Origin of the sequence: Candidatus Thiodictyon syntrophicum (assembly GCF_002813775.1) — a bacterium.
GTDB lineage: Bacteria > Pseudomonadota > Gammaproteobacteria > Chromatiales > Chromatiaceae > Thiodictyon > Thiodictyon syntrophicum.
This window is the reverse complement of sequence record NZ_CP020370.1, coordinates 972,679-991,499: the sequence shown is the minus strand read 5'-3', so window position 1 is coordinate 991,499 and position 18,821 is coordinate 972,679. Positions and strand designations below refer to the sequence as shown.

15 protein-coding genes and 2 pseudogenes are annotated in these 18,821 nt (G+C 64.3%); 8 read left to right on the top strand and 9 right to left on the bottom strand.

Going from position 1 to position 18,821, the window contains the following annotated elements; all coding sequences use genetic code 11:
- Positions 1-222 precede the first annotated feature (222 nt).
- The 3 genes from THSYN_RS04355 to THSYN_RS04345 are packed head-to-tail and all read left to right on the top strand — an operon-like array spanning position 223 to position 2,961.
- The gene (locus THSYN_RS04355; RefSeq protein ID WP_100918062.1) at positions 223-1,992 is read left to right on the top strand and encodes a diguanylate cyclase; all 1,770 of its coding nucleotides are present in this window, start codon (positions 223-225) and stop codon (positions 1,990-1,992) included.
- Positions 1,982-2,581, top strand: coding sequence for a chemotaxis protein CheW (locus tag THSYN_RS04350; protein WP_100918061.1), 600 nt, complete (start codon positions 1,982-1,984; stop codon positions 2,579-2,581). Before THSYN_RS04355 ends, THSYN_RS04350 begins: the two co-directional genes overlap by 11 nt.
- Positions 2,578-2,961: a hypothetical protein gene (locus THSYN_RS04345; protein WP_100918060.1), complete on the top strand. Its 384-nt coding sequence runs from the start codon at positions 2,578-2,580 to the stop codon at positions 2,959-2,961. The genes THSYN_RS04350 and THSYN_RS04345 overlap by 4 nt, the downstream gene beginning before the upstream one ends.
- Before the next feature lie 204 nt (positions 2,962-3,165).
- Here THSYN_RS04345 and THSYN_RS04340 read toward each other — a convergent pair whose 3' ends face one another.
- From THSYN_RS04340 to THSYN_RS04330, 3 genes are all read right to left on the bottom strand, one after another.
- Positions 3,166-3,948: an SIR2 family NAD-dependent protein deacylase gene (locus tag THSYN_RS04340; RefSeq protein ID WP_100918059.1), complete on the bottom strand. Its 783-nt coding sequence runs from the start codon at positions 3,946-3,948 to the stop codon at positions 3,166-3,168.
- A 236-nt stretch (positions 3,949-4,184) separates the two neighbouring features.
- Positions 4,185-4,949, bottom strand: coding sequence for a ParA family protein (locus THSYN_RS04335; RefSeq protein ID WP_100922293.1), 765 nt, complete (start codon positions 4,947-4,949; stop codon positions 4,185-4,187).
- A gap of 697 nt (positions 4,950-5,646) precedes the next feature.
- Positions 5,647-6,231 carry an IPTL-CTERM sorting domain-containing protein gene (locus THSYN_RS04330; RefSeq protein WP_100918058.1) on the bottom strand — a complete coding sequence of 195 codons (585 nt, stop codon included), beginning with the start codon at positions 6,229-6,231 and terminating at the stop codon, positions 5,647-5,649.
- Between the two features lie 216 nt (positions 6,232-6,447).
- Here THSYN_RS04330 and THSYN_RS04325 point away from each other — a divergent pair, with 216 nt between their 5' ends.
- A complete protein-coding gene (locus THSYN_RS04325; protein WP_100917916.1) occupies positions 6,448-7,491 on the top strand; it encodes an IS630 family transposase in 1,044 nt (347 codons plus the stop codon).
- A gap of 480 nt (positions 7,492-7,971) precedes the next feature.
- Here THSYN_RS04325 and THSYN_RS04320 read toward each other — a convergent pair whose 3' ends face one another.
- The 4 genes and pseudogenes from THSYN_RS04320 to THSYN_RS35645 all read right to left on the bottom strand — a co-directional run.
- Positions 7,972-9,612 carry a glutamate synthase-related protein gene (locus tag THSYN_RS04320; RefSeq protein WP_100918057.1) on the bottom strand — a complete coding sequence of 547 codons (1,641 nt, stop codon included), beginning with the start codon at positions 9,610-9,612 and terminating at the stop codon, positions 7,972-7,974.
- Between the two features lie 367 nt (positions 9,613-9,979).
- Complete coding sequence (locus THSYN_RS04315) at positions 9,980-10,465, bottom strand: hypothetical protein (protein ID WP_100918056.1); 486 nt, start codon at positions 10,463-10,465, stop codon at positions 9,980-9,982.
- On the bottom strand, positions 10,426-13,305 hold the full coding sequence (locus tag THSYN_RS04310) for a toll/interleukin-1 receptor domain-containing protein (RefSeq protein WP_100918055.1): 2,880 nt from the start codon (positions 13,303-13,305) through the stop codon (positions 10,426-10,428). Before THSYN_RS04310 ends, THSYN_RS04315 begins: the two co-directional genes overlap by 40 nt.
- 277 nt (positions 13,306-13,582) lie before the next feature.
- Positions 13,583-13,918, bottom strand: a pseudogene (locus THSYN_RS35645) (histidinol-phosphate aminotransferase); the annotation flags it as partial.
- On the opposite strand from THSYN_RS35645, the gene THSYN_RS35640 reads away from it, so the two are divergent.
- The 4 genes from THSYN_RS35640 to THSYN_RS33410 all read left to right on the top strand — a co-directional run bounded on the left by THSYN_RS35640 (position 13,874) and on the right by THSYN_RS33410 (position 17,245).
- On the top strand, positions 13,874-14,089 hold the full coding sequence (locus tag THSYN_RS35640; RefSeq protein ID WP_236848913.1) for a Txe/YoeB family addiction module toxin: 216 nt from the start codon (positions 13,874-13,876) through the stop codon (positions 14,087-14,089). The pseudogene THSYN_RS35645 and the gene THSYN_RS35640 sit on opposite strands and share 45 nt — an antisense overlap.
- Before the next feature lie 53 nt (positions 14,090-14,142).
- Positions 14,143-14,403, top strand: a complete 261-nt coding sequence (locus tag THSYN_RS04300; protein ID WP_100918053.1) for a hypothetical protein — start codon at positions 14,143-14,145, stop codon at positions 14,401-14,403.
- A 396-nt stretch (positions 14,404-14,799) separates the two neighbouring features.
- Positions 14,800-15,222 (top strand): hypothetical protein, encoded by a 423-nt coding sequence (locus tag THSYN_RS33415; protein WP_157817448.1) that lies wholly within the window; start codon positions 14,800-14,802, stop codon positions 15,220-15,222.
- A gap of 127 nt (positions 15,223-15,349) precedes the next feature.
- Positions 15,350-17,245, top strand: a complete 1,896-nt coding sequence (locus THSYN_RS33410) for a hypothetical protein (RefSeq protein WP_157817447.1) — start codon at positions 15,350-15,352, stop codon at positions 17,243-17,245.
- A gap of 20 nt (positions 17,246-17,265) precedes the next feature.
- Here the strand turns inward: THSYN_RS33410 and THSYN_RS04290 are convergent.
- Both THSYN_RS04290 and THSYN_RS04285 read right to left on the bottom strand, forming a co-directional pair.
- Positions 17,266-17,688, bottom strand: a pseudogene (locus tag THSYN_RS04290) (REP-associated tyrosine transposase); the annotation flags it as partial.
- Positions 17,633-18,820, bottom strand: a complete 1,188-nt coding sequence (locus THSYN_RS04285; RefSeq protein ID WP_100918051.1) for a trans-sulfuration enzyme family protein — start codon at positions 18,818-18,820, stop codon at positions 17,633-17,635. The pseudogene THSYN_RS04290 and the gene THSYN_RS04285, both read right to left, overlap by 56 nt.
- Position 18,821 lies beyond the last annotated feature (1 nt).

The window sequence follows — 18,821 nt, the reverse complement described above, 5'->3', positions numbered from 1 at the left end:
CACAATGCAAACGTGGTCGTGGTCGTGGTCGTGGTCGTTGTCGTAATCGAGGTTATCGTAGCGGCCCGGATTCTCTCGCACGCCAAATGGCATCGGTTCTCCGATTACGATTACGACAACGACAACGACAACGACGACAATGGCGCAACAAGCATTCCCTAATGGACTTGTTTAATTTATCAGTGAACCGTTCCCCAGCACTCAAGCGGCGATTCGACGACCATGGCACCAGTCCCACCGGAAACCTTCAAGGCGCGCAAGGCCCGGCTGCGAGCCGCCTTCCTGGAGCAGTTGCCCCAGCGCCTGCACGCCGCGCGCGCCCTGTTGACGGCGCCGCCGACCGACGCCGGGGACCGGGCGGGCCTGGTGCAGTTGCACCTGGCGCTGCACACCGTCAAGGGCAGCGCCGCCTCCTTCGGTCTGACGGCGATCAGCGAGTTGGCACGGGAGGGCGATGATCTGCTCCAAGCCACCCTGACCGCCGACGCCCCGCCCCCGCCGGGGCTCAGCGCGGCCCTGGCCGCGGTCCTGGAGCGTCTGGAGGCGCTGGCGCTCGGACCCGCGGCTCCCGCTGATCAGGCCGAGCACTTCAGCTTCGAGCCGCTGTCGGCGCCGCTCGCGCCGGCCCCGGGGGCCGCGGCCCAGGCGCCGCGGCCGACCACGGACGGGGCAGCCGAGCCGGGCACCCAGCGGCGGGACAAGCTGGTCTATCTGTGCGACGACGACGGCGATCTGGCCCAGCAGTTGTGCGCCCAACTGGCGTGCTTCGGCTACCCGGTCACGGCCCTGACCAGCCTGGAGCAGATGCGCGCGGCGGTGCGCGCGCACCCGCCCGCCGCGATCATCATGGATGTCATGTTCCCCGAGGGCGAGCACGCCGGTCCCGCGGCACTCGCGGCCCTGAGCGCCGCGACCGGGCAGTCCATCCCGAGCCTCTATATCTCCTGTCGGGACGACTTCCAGGCGCGCCTGCAGGCGGTCAAGGCCGGCGGCAGCGCCTACTGCACCAAGCCGGTCAAGACCACCGAGATGGTCGAGTTTCTGGACACCCTGACCAATCGGGAGCTGGCGACCCCCTTCCACGTCCTGGTCGTCGACGACGAGCCGAACATCGCCTCCCTGCACGCCCTGATCCTGGAGGAGGCGGGCATGACCACGGCCGTTGCCACCGACCCCGCGCAGGTCGTCACCCTGCTCAAGGGGTTCAATGCGGACCTGGTGCTGATGGACATGTATATGCCGGAGTGCTCCGGGCCCGAGCTGGCGCGGGTGCTGCGCCAGATGCCGGGGCATGTGAGTCTGCCCATCATCTTCCTGTCCTCCGAGACCGATCGGGAGCGCCAGTTCAAGGCCCTGGAGGTCGGTGCGGACGGCTTCCTGACCAAGCCGGTGGAGCCGCGCCGGCTGGTCGCCGAGGTCAGCCTGCGGGCCGAGCGGATGCGCACCCTGCACGCCTTGATGGTGCGTGACGGGCTCACGGGGCTATTCAATCACAACACGATCATGCAGTTCCTGGAGCTGGGCGTGGCCAACGCCCGGCGCGACGGGCGCCCCATGTGCTTTGCCATGATCGACGTGGACCGCTTCAAGCGGGTCAACGACACCTACGGCCATCCGGCCGGCGATCAGGTCCTGATGGCGCTCAGCCGGGGCCTGCGGATGCGCCTGCGCGAGTCCGACGTGGTCGGGCGCTACGGCGGGGAGGAGTTCGCGGTGGTCCTGCCCGGGGTCGACGAGCACCAGGCCCGGGTCATCCTCGATGCCCTGCGCACGAGCTTCGCCGAGGTCTTGTTCTACGCCGGGGACGCCACCTTCACCTGCACCTTCAGCGCCGGGGTGGCCGCCTTTCCCCGCTTTGCCGGTGCCGACACCCTGGTCGAGGCGGCGGATCTCGCGCTGTACCGGGCCAAGCGGGGCGGGCGCGACCGGGTCGAGCTCGCCACCGCCGCGGATTTCGCGCCGGGTGGGCGGGAGGGTGCGGATGGGCGCTGACACCGGGGACACCGGGAACGCCGCGCAGCCGGGGAGCGCCGCGCACCAGCCCGGCCCGCCCCTCCCCGCAGATCCGCCCACCCCAGCCGCGACCTTGGACGCCATCCTCGACCAACGCACCCATGACGGGGGGGCAGGTGTCGCCGTCGCCGCCGTCACCGCGCAGTGGGTCGTCTTCTGCATCGGTGAGCGACCCTTCGCCTTACCCGGTCGGCAGGTGCTCGAGATCCTGCAGACGCCGCCCATCCATTTCGTCCCGGGCTGTCCGCCGGCCCTGGAAGGGGTGATCGAGGTCCGCGGCACCATCTGGTCGGTGCTGCGGCTCGACGAACTGCTGGAGACCGCACCCGGACCCGTCACCCGCCGCAACGCGATCCTGCTCGGGCGCGCCGCCGCGATGCAGAGCGGCCTGCGGGTGGATGCGGTGGACGATGTGCTCGACCTTGCCCCCGACGCCATCCTGGCCCCGCCCCCCGACCTTCCCGGACGCCTGCCGGGGCTCGTCACCGGGGTCTTCCAACACCGCGCCCGCGCGGTCCTGGCCCTGGACCTGGAGCGCCTGTTCACGGTTTGGCGCGACGGACCATGAGCCCGCAAGGCGCGCTGGAGTTGGTCCTGTTCCGCTGGGGCACCCTCGAACTGGCGCTGCCGCGCGACCGGGTGCAGGCGCTGGAGGCGGACCGGGACCCGTGCCAGCCGTCGATCGGCGACCTGCTGGGACTACCCGCCGCGGCGCCGGGCCTGATGCGCCTGTTGCTGGTCGCGGGGCCGGACGGGACCTTGCGCATCCGGGTCCAGGAGCCGGTCACCCGGGTGCGACTGCCCGCCGCCGCCATCCATCCGCTGCCGCCCCTGCTCGCGGCACGTCTGCGCCTGCCCTGGGTCCGCGCCCTGGCCCACCGTCCCGGTCAGGGGCCGGGGGTGCTGACCGTCATCCTGGATCCGGTCGGTCCGGGAACGCCCTGTTGATCCGGTCTGACTTGGACGCGGCCGGCGGGCCCTCTACCCCAGAAAGAGTATTTGGCCGCAAATGAACGCAAATAAGCGCAAATAAATCTGCTGGTTAGCATCGTCGCGGGCGTCACCCGGACAGTGAACATACAGTAAAGGCCACGTCTCTGATTATTTGCGTCAATTTGCGTTCATTTGCGGCTAAACTGCTCTTATTTGGGTTTACCGGGACGCGGCCTTGAGATACGCCTCGTGAATCGCCCGCAGACTGACCGCCGCGCCCGCGGCGAGCTTGTAGTCGACGACGTCGGTGACGGTCGTGTCGGCGGGATTGATCTCCACGGTCGGGACGCCCCGCCGGCTTGCCTGCACGACCGGTCCCGCGATGTAGGGGAAGACGCTGGTCGTGCCGATGCTGAACACCAGATCGAAGCCCCGCTCCAGTTCCCGATACAACTGCGCAATCGCCGCGGGCGGCAGGTTCTCGCCGAACAGCACCACCCGCGGGCGCACCGGCGCATGACAGCGCGGGCAGGTCGGCGGCAGCCTGAGCCCGGCATAATCCGGCACGCTGGTCTCATAGTCGCAGCGGGTGCAGAACAGGTCGTGAATATCGCCGTGGATCTCGATCAGATTGCGGCTGCCGGCGGCGCGGTGGAAGCCGTCGATGTTCTGGCTCAGCACCCAGACCTCGAACTGCTCCTGCCACTGCGCGATGATGGCATGGGCGTCGTTGAACTGGGCCCCGCGGCAGCTCTCCTCGATCTGATGCAGATATTTCCAGGTGATGGCCGGATTGGCCGCCAGCATCGCCCCGGACAGCGCGGTCTCGATCGGCACCTGCTCCGCGGTCAATTGGTTGTTGTACAAGCCGCCGATACCGCGATAGGTCGGCAGGCCGGAGTCGGCCGAGATGCCGGCGCCGGTGATGAACAGCAGGCGGCGGGCGCGGCGCAGGGTCTGCGCGATGCGCACGACGATGTTGGGATCAGGTACATTGCGCATGGGAATGCCTCGTTTAGGAACGATTCATTAATAAGTGAAACAAGTCCGTTAGGAAGTGCCTTCGGCGCCGTTGTCGTTGTCGTTGTCGTTGTCGTAATCGAGGTTATCGTAGCGCCGCGGATTCTCTCGCACGCCAAATTGCAGCGCTTATTCGGTTACGACAACGACAACGACAACGACAACGATTGGGTTGTTTTTGATTATTGAGTCGCTACTAATGGGCGCCGGCCCCGGGCTCAGGCGGTCAGCAGATCGTACAGTGCCTCGAATTCCCGGCTGAGCTTGTGCCGGGGATCCAGATGGATCATCGGCAAGGCCTGGGTGTGTGATTCACGGATCTTGATCGAGGCCGACAGAAAGGCGTCCAGTACCGGCAGCCCCTCGGCACGCAATTCATCGACCAGGCGCAACGGCAGGTTGGCGCGCGCCTGATACTGGTTGACCACGATACCCTCGACCCGCAGGGCGCGATTGTGATCGGCCTGGATCTCGCGCACGCTGTCCATCAGCGTCACCAGTGCGCGGCGCGAGAAATCATCGCAGTCAAAGGGGATCAGACAGGTGTCGGCGCAAATGAGCGCCGAGCGGGTGAAGAAATTGAGCGCCGGCGGCGTATCGATGAAGACCTCATCGAAGTCCTTGAGCGTATCGAGCGCCTCGCGCAGCTTGTACATCTTGTAGCGCGATTCCAGCTTGACCTGCAGTTCCTCCAGCCGCGGATCGGACGGCAGCACGCTCAGGTTGGGAAAGGGCGTCGGCACCACATACTCGACCGGCCGGGCGCCGAAGATCCGGTAGCCCAGGATATCGTCGAAAAAGTGGGCGAGCGTCTTCGCCTGCGTGTCCAGCGCCTTGCCCAGCAGATAGCGCGAGGCGTTGGCCTGCGGGTCCAGGTCGACCAGGAGTGTCCGCCGCCCCCGCACGGCGCTGATGGCGGCGAGGTTGCAGGCGATGGTCGACTTGCCCACCCCCCCTTTCTGATTGAAGACGACTCGGCGCATGGCGATGTTCCACGAGTTTGTTGGGCAGTCTGCAAATGTAGCCAAGAAAGGGAGTAACCCATTGCTACCAAACCAACTATCGCAGACCACGAGGATTGGGACCAGGGGGAGAACGGCGGTCAGCCCCCGGATCAGGGCGACCCCTTGGGCAAACTTGGTCTCAAAGGTCAGTGCTACGCCGCGCACCCGCATGCAGCGCGGACCTCGCGTCAAGCGGCGTAATAAATAGAAGGCGAAGGCCAAGGGCAGGCAGATCCACCGGCCATGAATCACCTGCGGCAGGCCGACGGTGACGATGGTCTGAGCCCAGAGATGCTGGCTCTGATTGGTTTTGGCCGCGTGGTCAAAGGTCCGCCGACAGCCAAACACCATATCGGAAACACTAATCGGCGGTCTTTATTAGTGGCTGCTTATATGCCGACGCGGCCGGCTGTGCTCATCGCTGAGGCCAGCGCGCTGGAACATAGGGGTTGCGTCCACCCTCGCGGGGATTGGGTGCGGTGAAAGACATCGCCGGAACAATTAATAACGCCCGCTATTGAAAGAAGGAAACGCCGGGTCAGGTACTGACCCTCTTTTCCGGACCCCTTTTCCTTCTGAAGAGAACCGACGGGGCGCCTGTAACGGCCCAGCGCCGCGCGGCATGACGACCAGCGTGTTCGGGCACGAGCAAATTGCTCGTGCCCTCTGACCGGGGTCAGCTGAATGGCGGCGTTCGTCCATTGCGTTGCAACTGGCGCCAAGCCAGACTCCCCACCAGCAACCCCATCAGTACCAGTGCCCACTGCGATAAGGTCGGGATTGCCGCGGCAACTCCCGGGCTCTGTTGCTGTGCAAGCTGGGCGGTATAGGTACCAGCTTGTCCATTGACTCGGTAAACGCGCGAACCCAAGTCACCCTCATCGAAGGTCAGGACGTTTGCTCCGTTGGTGAATATTGCAATATCAGTATCGCCACTGCCATTGTCAGGGTCATCCCAGTATACATCATTGGGGGCTCCACTGAAGTACAGACTACCAAACGGCGCGGGCCCGTACTTCGCAGTCAGTTGCGCTTGCGTCCATGTTGTCGAACCGACGGTGAATGTTGCAGTGAAACCAGCGAGCGTGCTGATATAGGATGTCGGCAATTCACAGGTTGGTGTTGCCACGGAGTAAGTGACGACGCCGCTGCCACCGCCGGATAATTGAAAACTGATCTGGCAAGTCAGTGCAAAAGCACTCGATGACGCCAGCATCAGCACAATGCCGGCATTGACATAGAACAATAGCTTCTTCAGCATGGAATATCACCCCGGTTGACTTTCGGTTCATACCCGATTCGTATTCGGGCTCTTTATGAGGCTTACGCCTTATCTTGGACGAACGGCGACGTCAGGCTGTTGGGGTATACTTGCTATAGGCATAGGTTGCGGTATTATAAATAGCATTTTCCCTGCTGCCCGAGCAAGCTAGGGAGGTAGCCCCTCCCAATCTTTGAATTCTTATGGAGCCATGACATGTACAATTGCGAGTTCCCTAATCGAGATAAGGATATCATTGAGAAGGCTCGTCTCTACGATTCATCTCCGGTAATTCGCAAGCGCATGAGTATTCTTTGGTATAAGTCACTTGGATATTCTAATCATGAAATCGCTCGGCTTAGCAGTGCTTCTGGAAATACGATTATAACCACGATTCGTAGCTATATAGATGGTGGGCTCGACAAAGTTATGAAGCGGCGACCGTATCGCCCTCAAAGCGAATTACAAGACCACCGTTATCTCCTAAAGAAACATTTTTCTGAACATCCGCCTGGCAGCTTAAAGGAGACCGCTTCTGAAATTGAAAAACTAACCGGTATCAAGCGTAGTCTCGGTAGCGTTCGCACCTTCTTGCTTTCTATCGGCATGTATCGGAGAAAAGTCGGGATGGTTCCAGCAAAAGGTGATCCCGACGAACAGGAAGCATTTATAAACAACAAGTTACAACCAATTCTGAATGAGGCGATAGCCGGGAATCGTCACGTCTATTTCGTTGATGCCGCCCATTTTGTACTTGCTCCATTTTTGGGTTTCCTGTGGTCATTTACGCGCCTATTTATCAAAGCGCCTGCTGGCCGTAAGCGATTTAATGTCTTGGGTGCCCTGAATGCTGTGACCCATGATATCGTCACGGTCACCAATGATACATATATTGACGCGATCAGTGTTTGCGCGCTCCTACGTAAGATTGCTGCATGTCACATTGGCGAAGCCATCACACTGATTTTAGATAATGCAAAATACCAAAAATGTCGCATTGTGGCTGAGCTTGCACAAGAGCTGAAAATCGATCTGCTTTATCTACCTCCCTACTCACCAAATCTTAATCTGATCGAAAGATTATGGAGATACGTAAAGAAAAAAGCACTTTATTCAAAATATTACGAGGATTTTCCGAAATTCAAGAGCGCAATATCAAACTGCTTGAGCGATGCGAACGCTCAATGCAAAAGCGAAATGAAGACCCTGTTTTCTTTAAAGTTTCAGCGCATTAGAAAATCTCAAATAATTTCAATTTAGAGTATAACCGACAGATCCTGTCCAGTTTCCGCACTGTCAGGATCGGCGCCCACCTGCTGGCCCCCGCAGGTCCTCACGCAGCTTAGTACATACCCTACAACCGGTCAAGCTACGAGGAGAAAGTTGGCTCCTGCCGGCGCCGCCACACAGAAATGGTCAGCGATTCAAGCGTGAAGGCCCCTTCGACCGTTGGATGGTGCGCCGCGCCGAGCAGTACAGCGCGCCCCATCCCGACCGGTGCCTGGCCGGGCAGACCCCCGCCGCGGTGGATGCGTAGCTGGAGAAGCTGGACCGCAGTCCGGCTCTAAAGGGGAGTTGGCAGCTCAGCCAGGCGATCGATGCTGCACGGAAGATCTTCGTGTTGGCCGGCTCGTAACCAAGAGGACGGCCGGGGCCAGGGTCAGGGTCAGGGTCAGGGGCGAGGCGTGCCCCACCCCGGCGCCCGTGACGGGCGCCGGGCCCGGCGCCCGGGGTGGCGGCTCAGGCGTTCAGAACCGCCATCGCCTGTTCCTCCTGGGCCTCGATCATATGGGGTATCCCGGTGACCTGCGCGGTCTCGTGATTGGCTGACATCAGGTCCTCCCGGGAGATCTCGTCGAGCGAGAACTTACGCGCCCCGGCCATGAATTGCTGAAGCCCGCAGGCGAGCTTGTCGGCATAGCCGTACATCGCCACGGCGCCGAACGGCACCCGGGCCATCTCCGCCTCGCCCACCTTGCTGCGCACGGCCTCCCAGCCGGCGAAGATCGACTCCGGGGTCTCACCGATGCTCTTGACCGTGGCGGGCAGCGTGTCCCAGTTGCCGTTGACCGCGGCCCGGCGCTCCGGCCGCAGCACGCCCTCGATGTTGCTGCCCAGGAAGCCCGGGATCATCGGCGCCCGGCCCATGCACACCAGGCGGGTAAAGGGCGCCCCCAGGGCCAGGGCCTTGAACACGTGGTCCTCGCGTGCCAGGCCGCCCGCCAGCGAGATATCCGGCGGGGTGATGCCGCGTGCGCGCAGGATTTCGCAGTAGTCGCGGGCCTTGGCGTGCAGCGGCAGCGAGGGCACGCCCCAGTGATCCATCATATTCCAGGGGCTCATGCCGGTCCCGCCGCCGGAGCCGTCGATGGTCAGCAGATCGAGCCGGGCATCGGCGGCGAAGCGGATCGCCATGGCCAGGGCCTCCATCCCGTAGGAGCCGGTCTTGAGCGAGATCCGCCGGAACCCCAGGGCGCGCAGCCGTGCCACCTCGTCCATGAAGGACTCGCGCACCTGGGCGGCCGAGCTCAGATCGGTGGCGCCGAGCCGGCTGTGGCGGGCGAAGCTGGTGATGGCCCCGCGCTGGAAGGCGGTCCGCACGGCCGGGTCCGTCGGGTCCGGGTCCACCAGATAGCCGCGCGCCTTGAGGAAGCAGGCATAGTCGATATCGCTCACCTGGATCTCACCGCCGATGCACTTGGCGCCCTGGCCCCACTTCAGTTCGATGATGAGGTCGTCGCCATACTTGTCGATGAGATATTCGGCCACGCCATTGTGCGTGTCCTCCACATTCATCTGGATGATGATGGCGCCGTAGCCGTCATAATAGCGCTTGAAGATATCGATCCGGCGGTCCAGCTCCGGGGAGGAGGTGACGCGGCCATTGTCGATGACCGCCGCCTTGTCGACGCCCACCACGTTCTCCCCGATGACGATCGGGAAGCCGCACAGGGCGGCGCCGACGGCAAAGGCGTCCCAATACTTGGCGGCGATGAAGGTGGAACCCAGGGCGCCGGTCATGATCGGCAGCCGGCAGGTGGTCTTGACGTCGCGCCCGAACGTGGTGCTGATATCGACGTTCGGAAAGATCCGATCGTCGGCCGAGGTGGACAGCCGCTCGGTCAGACCCTTGGCGCCATAGGCGTAGCCCTGAATACGCAGCGAGTAATAGCCGACCCCCTCGGCGCCGCCATTCGCGGACCCGGCGGTGGTCTGACCGAAGTCGCGCGGGTAGAGGAGCTTGCGGCCTAAGAGCGAGGAGAGCCAGGTCTCACACTTGCCCTTGCACTCGCTGCTGCACAGGGTACAGAGGCCGGATTCGCAGGGATTGCCCCGATTGGTCGTGCCCAGGGCATCGTTCTGCTTGGGTGCTTCGTACATCGTTCTGCCTCATTGCGCGCATGTCGTGGTGGAGAGGAACGCGCCCGCGCCCGTCGGCACGGCCTGCGCCGCACGCGCAACGGCCTGGCCGCCTGGCGCGGGGCCTGATCCCCGGGAACGGGATCGTTGCGAGACCGCGATGCGGCCGCCACGCGGCCGACCGGGGCCCTCGCACGCCGGACCCGCCGGACGCGGGCGGCCGGTCGCCCGGACCGCTGCGCACCACGCGGGTGCGGCATGGTATGCCATGGGGCGACGCGCATCAACGTAGTGCAAGTCCGCGGTTTCAGCGGCTCCACCGAGGGTGGGCGCACCAGTTCAGTGCCCTGTGGTGATGGGCATCGCTCCCGCTCTGCCCATCCTTAGGTCACGACCAGCCCGGGGCGGCGGTTTCGGCGTCTTCCAGTTCCTCGCGGCGGCGCCGGTAGCCGCAGTGCTCGATCAGTGCGCGGGCGCGGGCCAGCTCGGCGCGGTCGCGCAGGAGGCGGGCGCGGTGCAGGTGGCAGTCGGCCAGCAAGAGGTTCATGCCGCCGCGGGAGGCGATCTGCTCGGCCTCGTCCAGGTCGGCGCGGGCGGCGGCGGGGGATTGCAGCAGGGTGTGGAGAAGGGCGCGGGGGAGGAGGCCCAGCGGGATGTATTGCTGCTGGCTGGCGGCGCGGAGGCCGTCGACCGCGGCGGTGAGGTCGCGGGCGGCCCGGTCGAGCGCGGGCCAGGTCGGACCGGCGGGGTCCAGCAGGGCCAGGAACAGGGCGGCGCGGCCGAGGGTGAGGTGGTCGAGGGCCGCCGAGAGCAGATTGGCATTGGTGAAGTGGTTTAGACACCAATCGAGCGTCTGCCCCGCCCGCTTTGCCACCGCGTCGCACTCTGCCCGTCGATTGGCTGAGCCCGCAGGTTGGGCTGAGGAACGAAGCCCAACGGGGCGCTTACGTCCGCGGGGGTGTTTGTTGGGCTTCGTTCCTCAGCCCAATCGACGGACCCGGCCGACCCCTGACCGCCAAGGTCACGCCGAGGCCCTGTGGGCGCGGCCTCCGGCCGCGATTGGGCCTCGCCGGTTGCCGCGGCCTCGCGTCGCGGCTGAAGCCGCTCCCACAGGGCGAGCAAGGCTCGCCAGGCGGCGCGCTCGGGTCCGGCCAGCAGCAGGTCACAATACTGGTAGCCCTGGAGCGAGTAGAGCAGCGGGTATTGGGGCTGACGCTCCGCCTGCATGGTCTCGGCCTCGCGGAAGCGCCCGAGTGCCGGCCCCCGCTCGCCCTGCTGGTGCAGCGCATCCGCCAGGGTGGTGCGCATCGTCATGCGCAAGAAGGCATCGCCGCTGCGGTCGGCGTACTCCACCGACCGCCCGGCGTCCGCTAGCGCGTCCGACACCAGGCCCAGGGTCAGGTCCAGTTCGCTGAGGTTGTTCGCACTGGCAGCGGCGTTCTTCCAGTTCTTCTGCTCGACGTGCATCTCCAGCCCCGCCCGCATCGGCTCCAACGCCTCTGTCAGCCGGCCCAGCGCGCGCAGGCGGAAGGCGGCCTGGTTGAGCAGCCAGGCCCGGTCGGGCTCGGTCAAGGCGCCGGAGACCCGCCGCCAGGGCTCGTCGAAGAAGCAGGCGACCGCGCCCAACTCGGCGCCGAATGCACCAAGTTTGTTGGTTGAATAGAATTCGGCGCCGCGGCCGATGCGGTCAAAATAGACCTCTTTGCACGCCTGCTGCTGCAACCCCGCCAGACACCCGTGCGCGACCGCCTGGTAGAGCGGCTGGAGCCCGGTCATCCCGTCCGGGCACCAGGGGACGCTGGACTTCAGGTATTCGTAGAGTCGCCGGTGGCCCTCGCGCGAGGCGTCGGGGTGCGCCTCGCGCAGGCGCCTGCCCAGGTACTCGCGCACCAGCGGGTGGGCGTCAAGCGCGCCGGACCCGGCCAGCCCGGGGGTGCCGGTGGCCGGGACTGAGCGCAAGGCGTAGCCTGGATGGAGCGCAGCGGAATCCAGGTCCCCGCGGGAATCCGCTGATGCCGCGGGTATCTGAGAGGTCGCCCCCGGATTCCGCTGCGCTGCATCCGGGCTACCGTCTCCGGTTCCGCTCGGCCCAGGGCGCTCTATGAGACCGCACGCGGCGAGCCGGCTCAGGGCCTGGTTCCACCGGGCCTGAGTCAGGTCCAGCAAGGGCTCGGTGAGCCCGGGGATGGGCGGCGCCTCCCGCAGGGCGCGGATGCACCCGGCCGCGGCCGGCCGGTCGAAGAGCCCGAGCAACCGCAGCGCGGCCAGTTCAACGGTGTCGCCCGCGCGACCAAGCCACTGTTCATAGGCGGCCAGGACCCGCGCGACATGCCCGCCCGCGCCGTCGTTCGCCGTCATCAGGTCCACGGTATCGCGCCGTCGGCAATCGCCCCCTTCCGCCTCCGCCAGATAGCGCCCGAGCAGGCTGAGCGTCAGCGCATGACCGCGGACCTCGCGGCTGGCGGCGCACAGCTCCGCGTCGTCCGGCCCGATGGCGGCGGCCCCGGCCCGGACGCAGCCCACCCGGTGCAGCAACTGGGCGCCGTCGCGGTCGCTCAGGTTTCCCAGGTCGTGGGTCAGGACCGGGCCCCGCGGGTTTTCGGGTCCGCGGGCGTATTCGGCGAGGTCTGCGACGGCCTCGCGGCTGGTCAGGAGCGTCAGCCCCGGTTGGCCGGCGCCGGCGAGTTGGGTGAGCAGCACCTTGAGCCCGGGGGTGCGCAGTTGCCCGGCGAGCGGTCCGGGCGGGTATTGCAGCGGCTCGCAGCCGTCGAGCACCAGCAGGGTGCGCCGCGCGGCCACCGCCTGGGCCAGGAGTCGACCCTTGTCCCAGGGCGAGGCGGCCGGGTCGTGCGCGACCCCGAACCAGGTGAGCGCCTCGCTCAGGAACAGGTCGTCCGAGGCCTGGCGGTCCTCACCGGTCCCCTGGCTGTAGAAGCTCCAGCCGAAGACCAGTTCCGCCCCGCGCCAGCCGTCGGCGCGCAGCCGGTCCAGCCAGCGCTTGACGAGCGCGGTCTTGCCGACCCCGCCGGGGGCGATCAGGGTGAGGATCTGCAGGTCCGCGCCGGACTGGTCGCCGGACCAGGCGGCGTCGAGCAGGGCAAGCTCAGGCCCGCGGCCGAGGAAGTCCGGGGCGCCGGCGGGGAGTTTGGAGAGGTCGATCCGGGGCGCCGGGGCCGTGCCGCCCGGGTCCGCGAAGCGCAGCGGCTGGGCCTGGTCGCGCGGCCGGCGCCTGGGCGGGCCGAGCGGCGCGGGCTCGACGCCGGCCTGTTCGAGCAGCGCGTCGTACAGGGCCAGATAGCCCGGTTCCGAGTCCAGGCGATAGAAGCTCTGGCCGCGGACCGGTTCGGGGATGCAGGGCTCGTCCGCCGGGTCGAACAAGACCGGGATGAAGCGCGTGGTGCGGCTGCGGGCGTCATACATCGCCTGGGTGACGACGGCGCCCTCCCAGTCGACGCCCTTGCCCTTGCCCGGCTCCTCGTGGCCGCGGAAGCGGCGGTAATAGGTCCGGGTGCAGACCAGGATGACCCGGTCGGCCTCGTCCAGCCGATCGAGCATCCAGCGCGGCCAGCCCTCGGGTGGGGTGCCGTTGACGTAGCGGTCCAGGTCGGTCGGGATGCCGTCCTCGCGCAGGCGTTCGGAGAGCGCGAGGACCCGCGCCCGGTGGTGGTCCGAGTCGTGGCTGTAGCTGATGAAGACCCGCGGTGTTCCGGCCATGCCTGGCGGCCTCCCCTGTGGTTCTTGGCGTTTGCGCGAGTGTACCCGGGGCGGGCCTTCATGCAAGGGGTTTGCGCTTGGGGCTGGGGTGGGGGAACTGGGCTGGCGTTCACGCGAGCCGTCGGTCGGGGTTTGCCGCAGTCCCCCGACGCCGATGCCGACACCGTGACGAGTTCGTAGGATGGACAGAGCGCAGCGATGCCCATCGGCTGCCGCGACCCTTGATGATGGGCATCGCTCCCGCTCTGCCCATCCTACGCCACTGTTTCTGCGAGCCTCAGCACTCCGCCGTCAGCGCCGCCAGAAAGGCCTGGTTCTCTTCCGGCAGCCCCACCGTGACCCGCAGGCAGTCGTGCAGCATGGGGTGGGCGGCATCGAGGTTCTTGACCAGTACGCCGCGCCGCTTGAGGCCGGCAAAGACGGCATCGGCGCGGCCGGCGGGCAGGCGCAGCAGGATGAAGTTGGCGTCGCTCGGGTAGGGGTGGACGCCGGGGATGGCAGTGAGTGCGGTGAAGAGGCGGCCCCGCTCGGCGCGGATGGCCTGGGTCTGGGTGTCCAGGACGGCCTTGTGGCGCAGCGCGAAGGCGGCCGTGGCCTGAGTCAAGACGTTAACGCCCTGATCGCGGATGCCCTGCGCACACCCTTCGCCGGGATCGGCAAGCCCGAGCCCCTGCGTGAGAACCTCTCCGGCTTCTGGTCGCGCCGTATCGACGACAGCAACCGGCTCGTCTGCGCGGTCGATGCAGCCCTCCTGACCGTCATCGCCTGCCGTTATCACGACTGATCCCGGGAGCGCAACCTGATCCCGACGGCCGCACCGCGCTGTCCCTCACCCCCTTGGCACTGCGCGAGCGGCTCGCGACCTTCCCGCTGCGCTGCCCACAGTGCGGCGCCGAACTGCGCCTGATCGCCTTCGTCACCGCCACCGAGCCGGTGGCACGTATCCTGACGCACCTGGGCGAGCCAGCCCAGCCCCCACGGATCGCCCCGGCCCGCGGACCGCCCGCCTGGGATGATCTCCTCGCACCGCTGCCGGACTGGGACGCGCTGGCGCAACCCGCACCGGAGTTCGAGTTCGATCAGCGCATTTCCTGGTGAGCACTGCCACGGGTCCGCCACCGCCGACACGGCGCCGGACGACCCCGGCTGCGCCACTCCACGGCGCCCCAACGCCGATCGTCACGCGCCACCCCGCTGCCGGTCTCGCTGCACCTCCCGTCCCACCCTCAGACCGCTCGACTCACCCACCAGCCGCGTCGCTCGATCCTTGACAGGCACCTTCCGCGCGGCCAAGATCCGGACCATATCTGGTTTCGCGTGGTTGAATTTCCTATCCGTTCAAAGTGTCTTGGATGCCATTGCGGCGGGTTTTGACGTAGGTACAAGAACCATGCTGGATGTGTTAATCCAGCAGAGAAACCTCTACCAAGTCAAGCGAATGGTTTCGCATCGGTTGATTGCAAAAAACACTCACTCGCCCCTGAGGAGGTTATCATGGTCTTTCTGTCTCGCCGATTCTTGGCACTAGCGCTTCTCATGAGTTGTCCGGTGTCATACGGATTCACGTCGGCCGCTTCCCAAAATGGCGTTGACTACGGATGCGGTAAAATCGATTCCAGCCAGATACTGAATTACATTGGGAAAACCGTCTCCGCCTGTGGAAGAGTGGGTTTTTTCAATCTCAAAGACCACACCTTCGTGATCGGAAACAGTCTGCGCGTTTACGCTACCCCTCAAACTGACGTTGCTAAGCTGTACGGCAGTGTTGCCTGCGCGACTGGCTTGGTTGTGGATGCGTCGGATAATAACGCCAGAGCTGCCAGCATCACCCTCCAAGACCCTGTTGATCAGATCGAGATCTTACAGAAGAGCGGGGCTTATCTCCCGCAAAGACATCAATGCGAACCTGATCGATAGATAGTCTGCCCAATCCGTAACAGATAAACGGGTGATGGCTGGTAATGAGAAGGCTGACGAGCTTTGATAAACCGGCACCATTGCAAGAACTGACAAATCCTTTGTCACACTTCCCAAGGCAATGCTCATGCGAAACAAAGAACGCTATCCGTTGCGCATCTTTTCCATTCTCGTAGTTATGAGCTTTGCCCTCACAACGTTTTTTGCCCTATCGGTGTCGGCGCAAAACCCAACGCCAAAATCAGGCGAGGTGTTCAGTTCGGGTTCGAATGGCCCACTTCGTGGCGGCGTCCAATACCATGGCGGTTATGGAGAGTGGAGCGGGATTGCCACCGACCCGGCTGTGAGGGCATTGATGAGCTGTGACCATAGCTTGCGCAATGCAAGTGGTGGGCCCTATCATGCCGCTGAAATATTGAAAAGTTGTGATCAATATCGGCAAATAAAACCGCTTAATCTTGCCGTCAAGGCAATTGTCGAGGAATGCTGGAGCTTGGTCGATGCTGCCAGACGGGAAATGGAAACGGCATCGTCGCTTTATCTTGAAGCCGACCGAATGCGGGGGCATCCCGCGAGCCGAGGCCCACTCGAACAGGCCAAACGACATCACGAGTCCGCGAATGCACTGATTGCGCAAGAAGCCAATTGCACGGACGAAGCCATCGTGCAGTCAAGTTCAAGGCAAGGTGCGCCGCATTCACGCGACCCAAGCCCCCAAGTCAATCAGGATGAATACAGTGGATCATCGACAGGAAACACCGGGGCTAATACGCTGGATTTGAATTCGGGCGGATTTCCTCCTAATTGGCCTCCTGCTTTGAAGCAGCAAATGTCGGAGCGCGGTTGCGTGATTCGGGGCAATGGCGAAATTTGGTGCAAATCCAGCAGGACCCCACGCTGGAGCGACAATACACCGCGCGTCCCCGGCGGTTATGATCCCTGCCTCAATCCTTCACCACCTCCCGGCTGTCCGGGGGTGCCCTCTGAAACTGGTGAGCTCAAACCCTTGGGCTGTCGGGTTACCCCAGAAGGTGGCATAGGTTGTGACACCAACACCCAAGCCGGCGAAACCGCTAACAACGCCCAAGGACAAAGGGGAGCCACCAACCAACGTGGTGCATTACGCCCGGTAGTCGATGCAATCAATTATGTGGTCGATAAATTCCCTGGATTAGAGCAGGCATTAATCACAGGCGAGGCGGTCACCCAACAAATGGCCGACCAAATCAAGAGCGATTACAACATGGCTGCCTCGCCGGATGCCGGGCTTAGGTTGATAAGGGATACCTTGCTTGGCGAGGCCCAAGCACTTGCTGGCGTGGCGGGAAAAACCGTCCTAAAAGCAGGGGCTGCACAATTAAAGAACCTCGTTTCCAAGACCCCTTCCCTGTTGGAACGGCAGCTTGCGCCAACACTGGTTGTTGCCGAGGAGGCTGAGGATATTGCAATTGCAAACGCCATAGTCAATAAGCGGCTTGAGACACTCACCGACTTACAAAAGCTATCGAAATTGCGCAACCAAGAGCGGGGGGCCAATGCCAGGATCAACAAAATCGTTTATGAACTTGAAGTGATCGAAAGGAAGGAAGGCGGCAAAGCAGCAGAAATGTTGTCGGCCGCCTTGGACGCGAATGGTTACACAGGCCCGGCAAAAGAGCTTGCGCTCCGAAACTTGGTGGAAAACTGGAAAAGGGTTCGTGAAGCGAATGTGTTTACCGATTGGAATTTAATACGGATGAAGTTTGGCTTTTCCGCGACACTCGATCTTAACGGCTTGAAGCTTGATATTGATCACCTCGTACCCATCAAAATTTCTCTGGGCAATAGCCAAATTATTGACTTGTCGGGCGAAATCGGAACTGTGCTGGCTAACCTCCGGCTCACGCCGTCAAACCTCAACCGGTCGATGCAGAATATAGTGACTCCACAGGTTTTTGAGTATGCGCAGCAATTGAATAATGCGGGTCTGCTTTCCGACCAATCCCTTCACTCTCTGGAACAAGCAGTGCGCTATGTCCGATAAACAATTTTGCCGATGTGGCTAGTGCCGCGGAAGCTGCTCCAAGGCCAATCCTCCGGCTGGCTGACCATTTGCGCCCGAACCGGGTCAAGGACGATGTACCTCGCCAGTTCCTTAAGGTAGGCCTCCTCCTGGACAATAATCGCCTTATAGCGGCCCTGGAAAACGTGCCCGCAACGGCTATGCACGTCATTGACGCGCTGGGTGTAGACGCCGTTGAGGTGACGCATGCCCTTCGACAGGTTGCCGTCCGGCGTCTCCATCAACAGGTGGTAATGGTTGGTCATCAGGCAGTAGGCGTGGCCCCACCAGTTGAAGCGCTCGCAGACATCGGCGAGCAGGCTGAGAAACATCCGCCGGTCGCCGTCAGCACGATAGCTGTCCTCACGCCTATCGCCTCGTGACGTGATGTGATACAGGGGTCTTGGGGATGACCGCCGGATCACCCAAGGCCGCCGCCAGGTCGGCGATCAGGTCCCCCGGGTCCTCGATCCCGACCGAGAGGCGCACCAGGGTGTCGGTGACGCCCAGGCGTTGGCGCTCCCCGGGAGCGAGGTTGGCGTGGGTCTGCACCGCCGGGACCGTGATCAGGCTCTCTACGCCGCCGAAGCTCTCGGCATAGGCGATGAGGCGCACGCCCGCGATCAGGCGCTCCAGGGTCGGGCGGTCCGCGACCTCGAATGACAGCACGGCACCCAGACCGCTGGCGGTGCGCGCCAGGGTCGCATGTCCGGGGTCGTCCGGGAGCCCCGGGTAATAGACCTGTCTGACCTGCGGTTGCTCCTGCAACCAGCGGGCGATCACCAGTGCATTGCGTTGCTGCCGCTCCAGGCGCAGGGCCAGCGTCTTGAGGCCGCGCAGCGTGAGCCAGGCGTCCTGGGGTCCCAGCACCGCACCCACGGCGTTCTGCAGGAACTTCAGCCGCCCGGCCAGGGCCTCATCGCGCACCGCGATGATCCCGCCGATACAGTCGTTGTGCCCCGCGAGGTATTTCGACGCGGAATGCACCACCAGGTCCGCCCCCAGTTCCAGGGGTCGCTGCCAATAGGGGGTGAGGAGCGTGTTGTCCACCACCAGCAGGACCCCGGCCGCCCGCGCGATCCCCGCCAGCACCGGCAGGTCCGGGACCAGCAGGCAGGGGTTGGAGACGGACTCCACCAGGATGGCCCGCGTTTGGGGCCGCAGGGCCGCCCGGTAACCCGCCGCATCCAGGACCGGAACATAGGTCACCGTGAGCCCGAAGGGCGCCATCACCTGATCGAGCAGCCGGTAAGTGCCGCCGTAGCAACCCTCCGCCACCACCAGGTGATCGCCCTGTTTGAACAGACACAGCAGGGTGGTCAGGGCCGCCAGGCCGCTGGCGAAAGCGCAGGCCGCGGCGGCGCCATCGAGCGCCGCCATGGCCTCCTCCAGGGCACCGCGTGTCGGATTGGTGGTGCGGCTGTAGTCGAAGCCGGTGCTCTGACCGAGCCCCGGGTGGGCATAGGTCGAGGTCTGATAGATGGGGGTGCTGATGGCCCCGGTCCGCGGGTCTTGCCCGCGTCCGGCCTGGGCCAGGAGGGTGTCGATGTGGGGCATG

Excerpts from the sequence above, each read along its gene's own strand:
- THSYN_RS04325 (WP_100917916.1), top strand. The coding sequence starts at position 6,448 with ATGTACAATTGCGAGTTCCCTAATCGAGATAAGGATATCATTGAGAAG.
- THSYN_RS04320 (WP_100918057.1), bottom strand. The coding sequence starts at position 9,612 with ATGTACGAAGCACCCAAGCAGAACGATGCCCTGGGCACGACCAATCGG.
- THSYN_RS33415 (WP_157817448.1), top strand. The coding sequence starts at position 14,800 with ATGGTCTTTCTGTCTCGCCGATTCTTGGCACTAGCGCTTCTCATGAGT.
- THSYN_RS04345 (WP_100918060.1), top strand. The coding sequence starts at position 2,578 with ATGAGCCCGCAAGGCGCGCTGGAGTTGGTCCTGTTCCGCTGGGGCACC.
- THSYN_RS04335 (WP_100922293.1), bottom strand. The coding sequence starts at position 4,949 with ATGCGCCGAGTCGTCTTCAATCAGAAAGGGGGGGTGGGCAAGTCGACC.
- THSYN_RS04350 (WP_100918061.1), top strand. The coding sequence starts at position 1,982 with ATGGGCGCTGACACCGGGGACACCGGGAACGCCGCGCAGCCGGGGAGC.
- THSYN_RS04355 (WP_100918062.1), top strand. The coding sequence starts at position 223 with ATGGCACCAGTCCCACCGGAAACCTTCAAGGCGCGCAAGGCCCGGCTG.
- THSYN_RS04310 (WP_100918055.1), bottom strand. The coding sequence starts at position 13,305 with ATGGCCGGAACACCGCGGGTCTTCATCAGCTACAGCCACGACTCGGAC.
- THSYN_RS04340 (WP_100918059.1), bottom strand. The coding sequence starts at position 3,948 with ATGCGCAATGTACCTGATCCCAACATCGTCGTGCGCATCGCGCAGACC.
- THSYN_RS04285 (WP_100918051.1), bottom strand. The coding sequence starts at position 18,820 with ATGCCCCACATCGACACCCTCCTGGCCCAGGCCGGACGCGGGCAAGAC.
- THSYN_RS04330 (WP_100918058.1), bottom strand. The coding sequence starts at position 6,231 with ATGCTGAAGAAGCTATTGTTCTATGTCAATGCCGGCATTGTGCTGATG.
- THSYN_RS33410 (WP_157817447.1), top strand. The coding sequence starts at position 15,350 with ATGCGAAACAAAGAACGCTATCCGTTGCGCATCTTTTCCATTCTCGTA.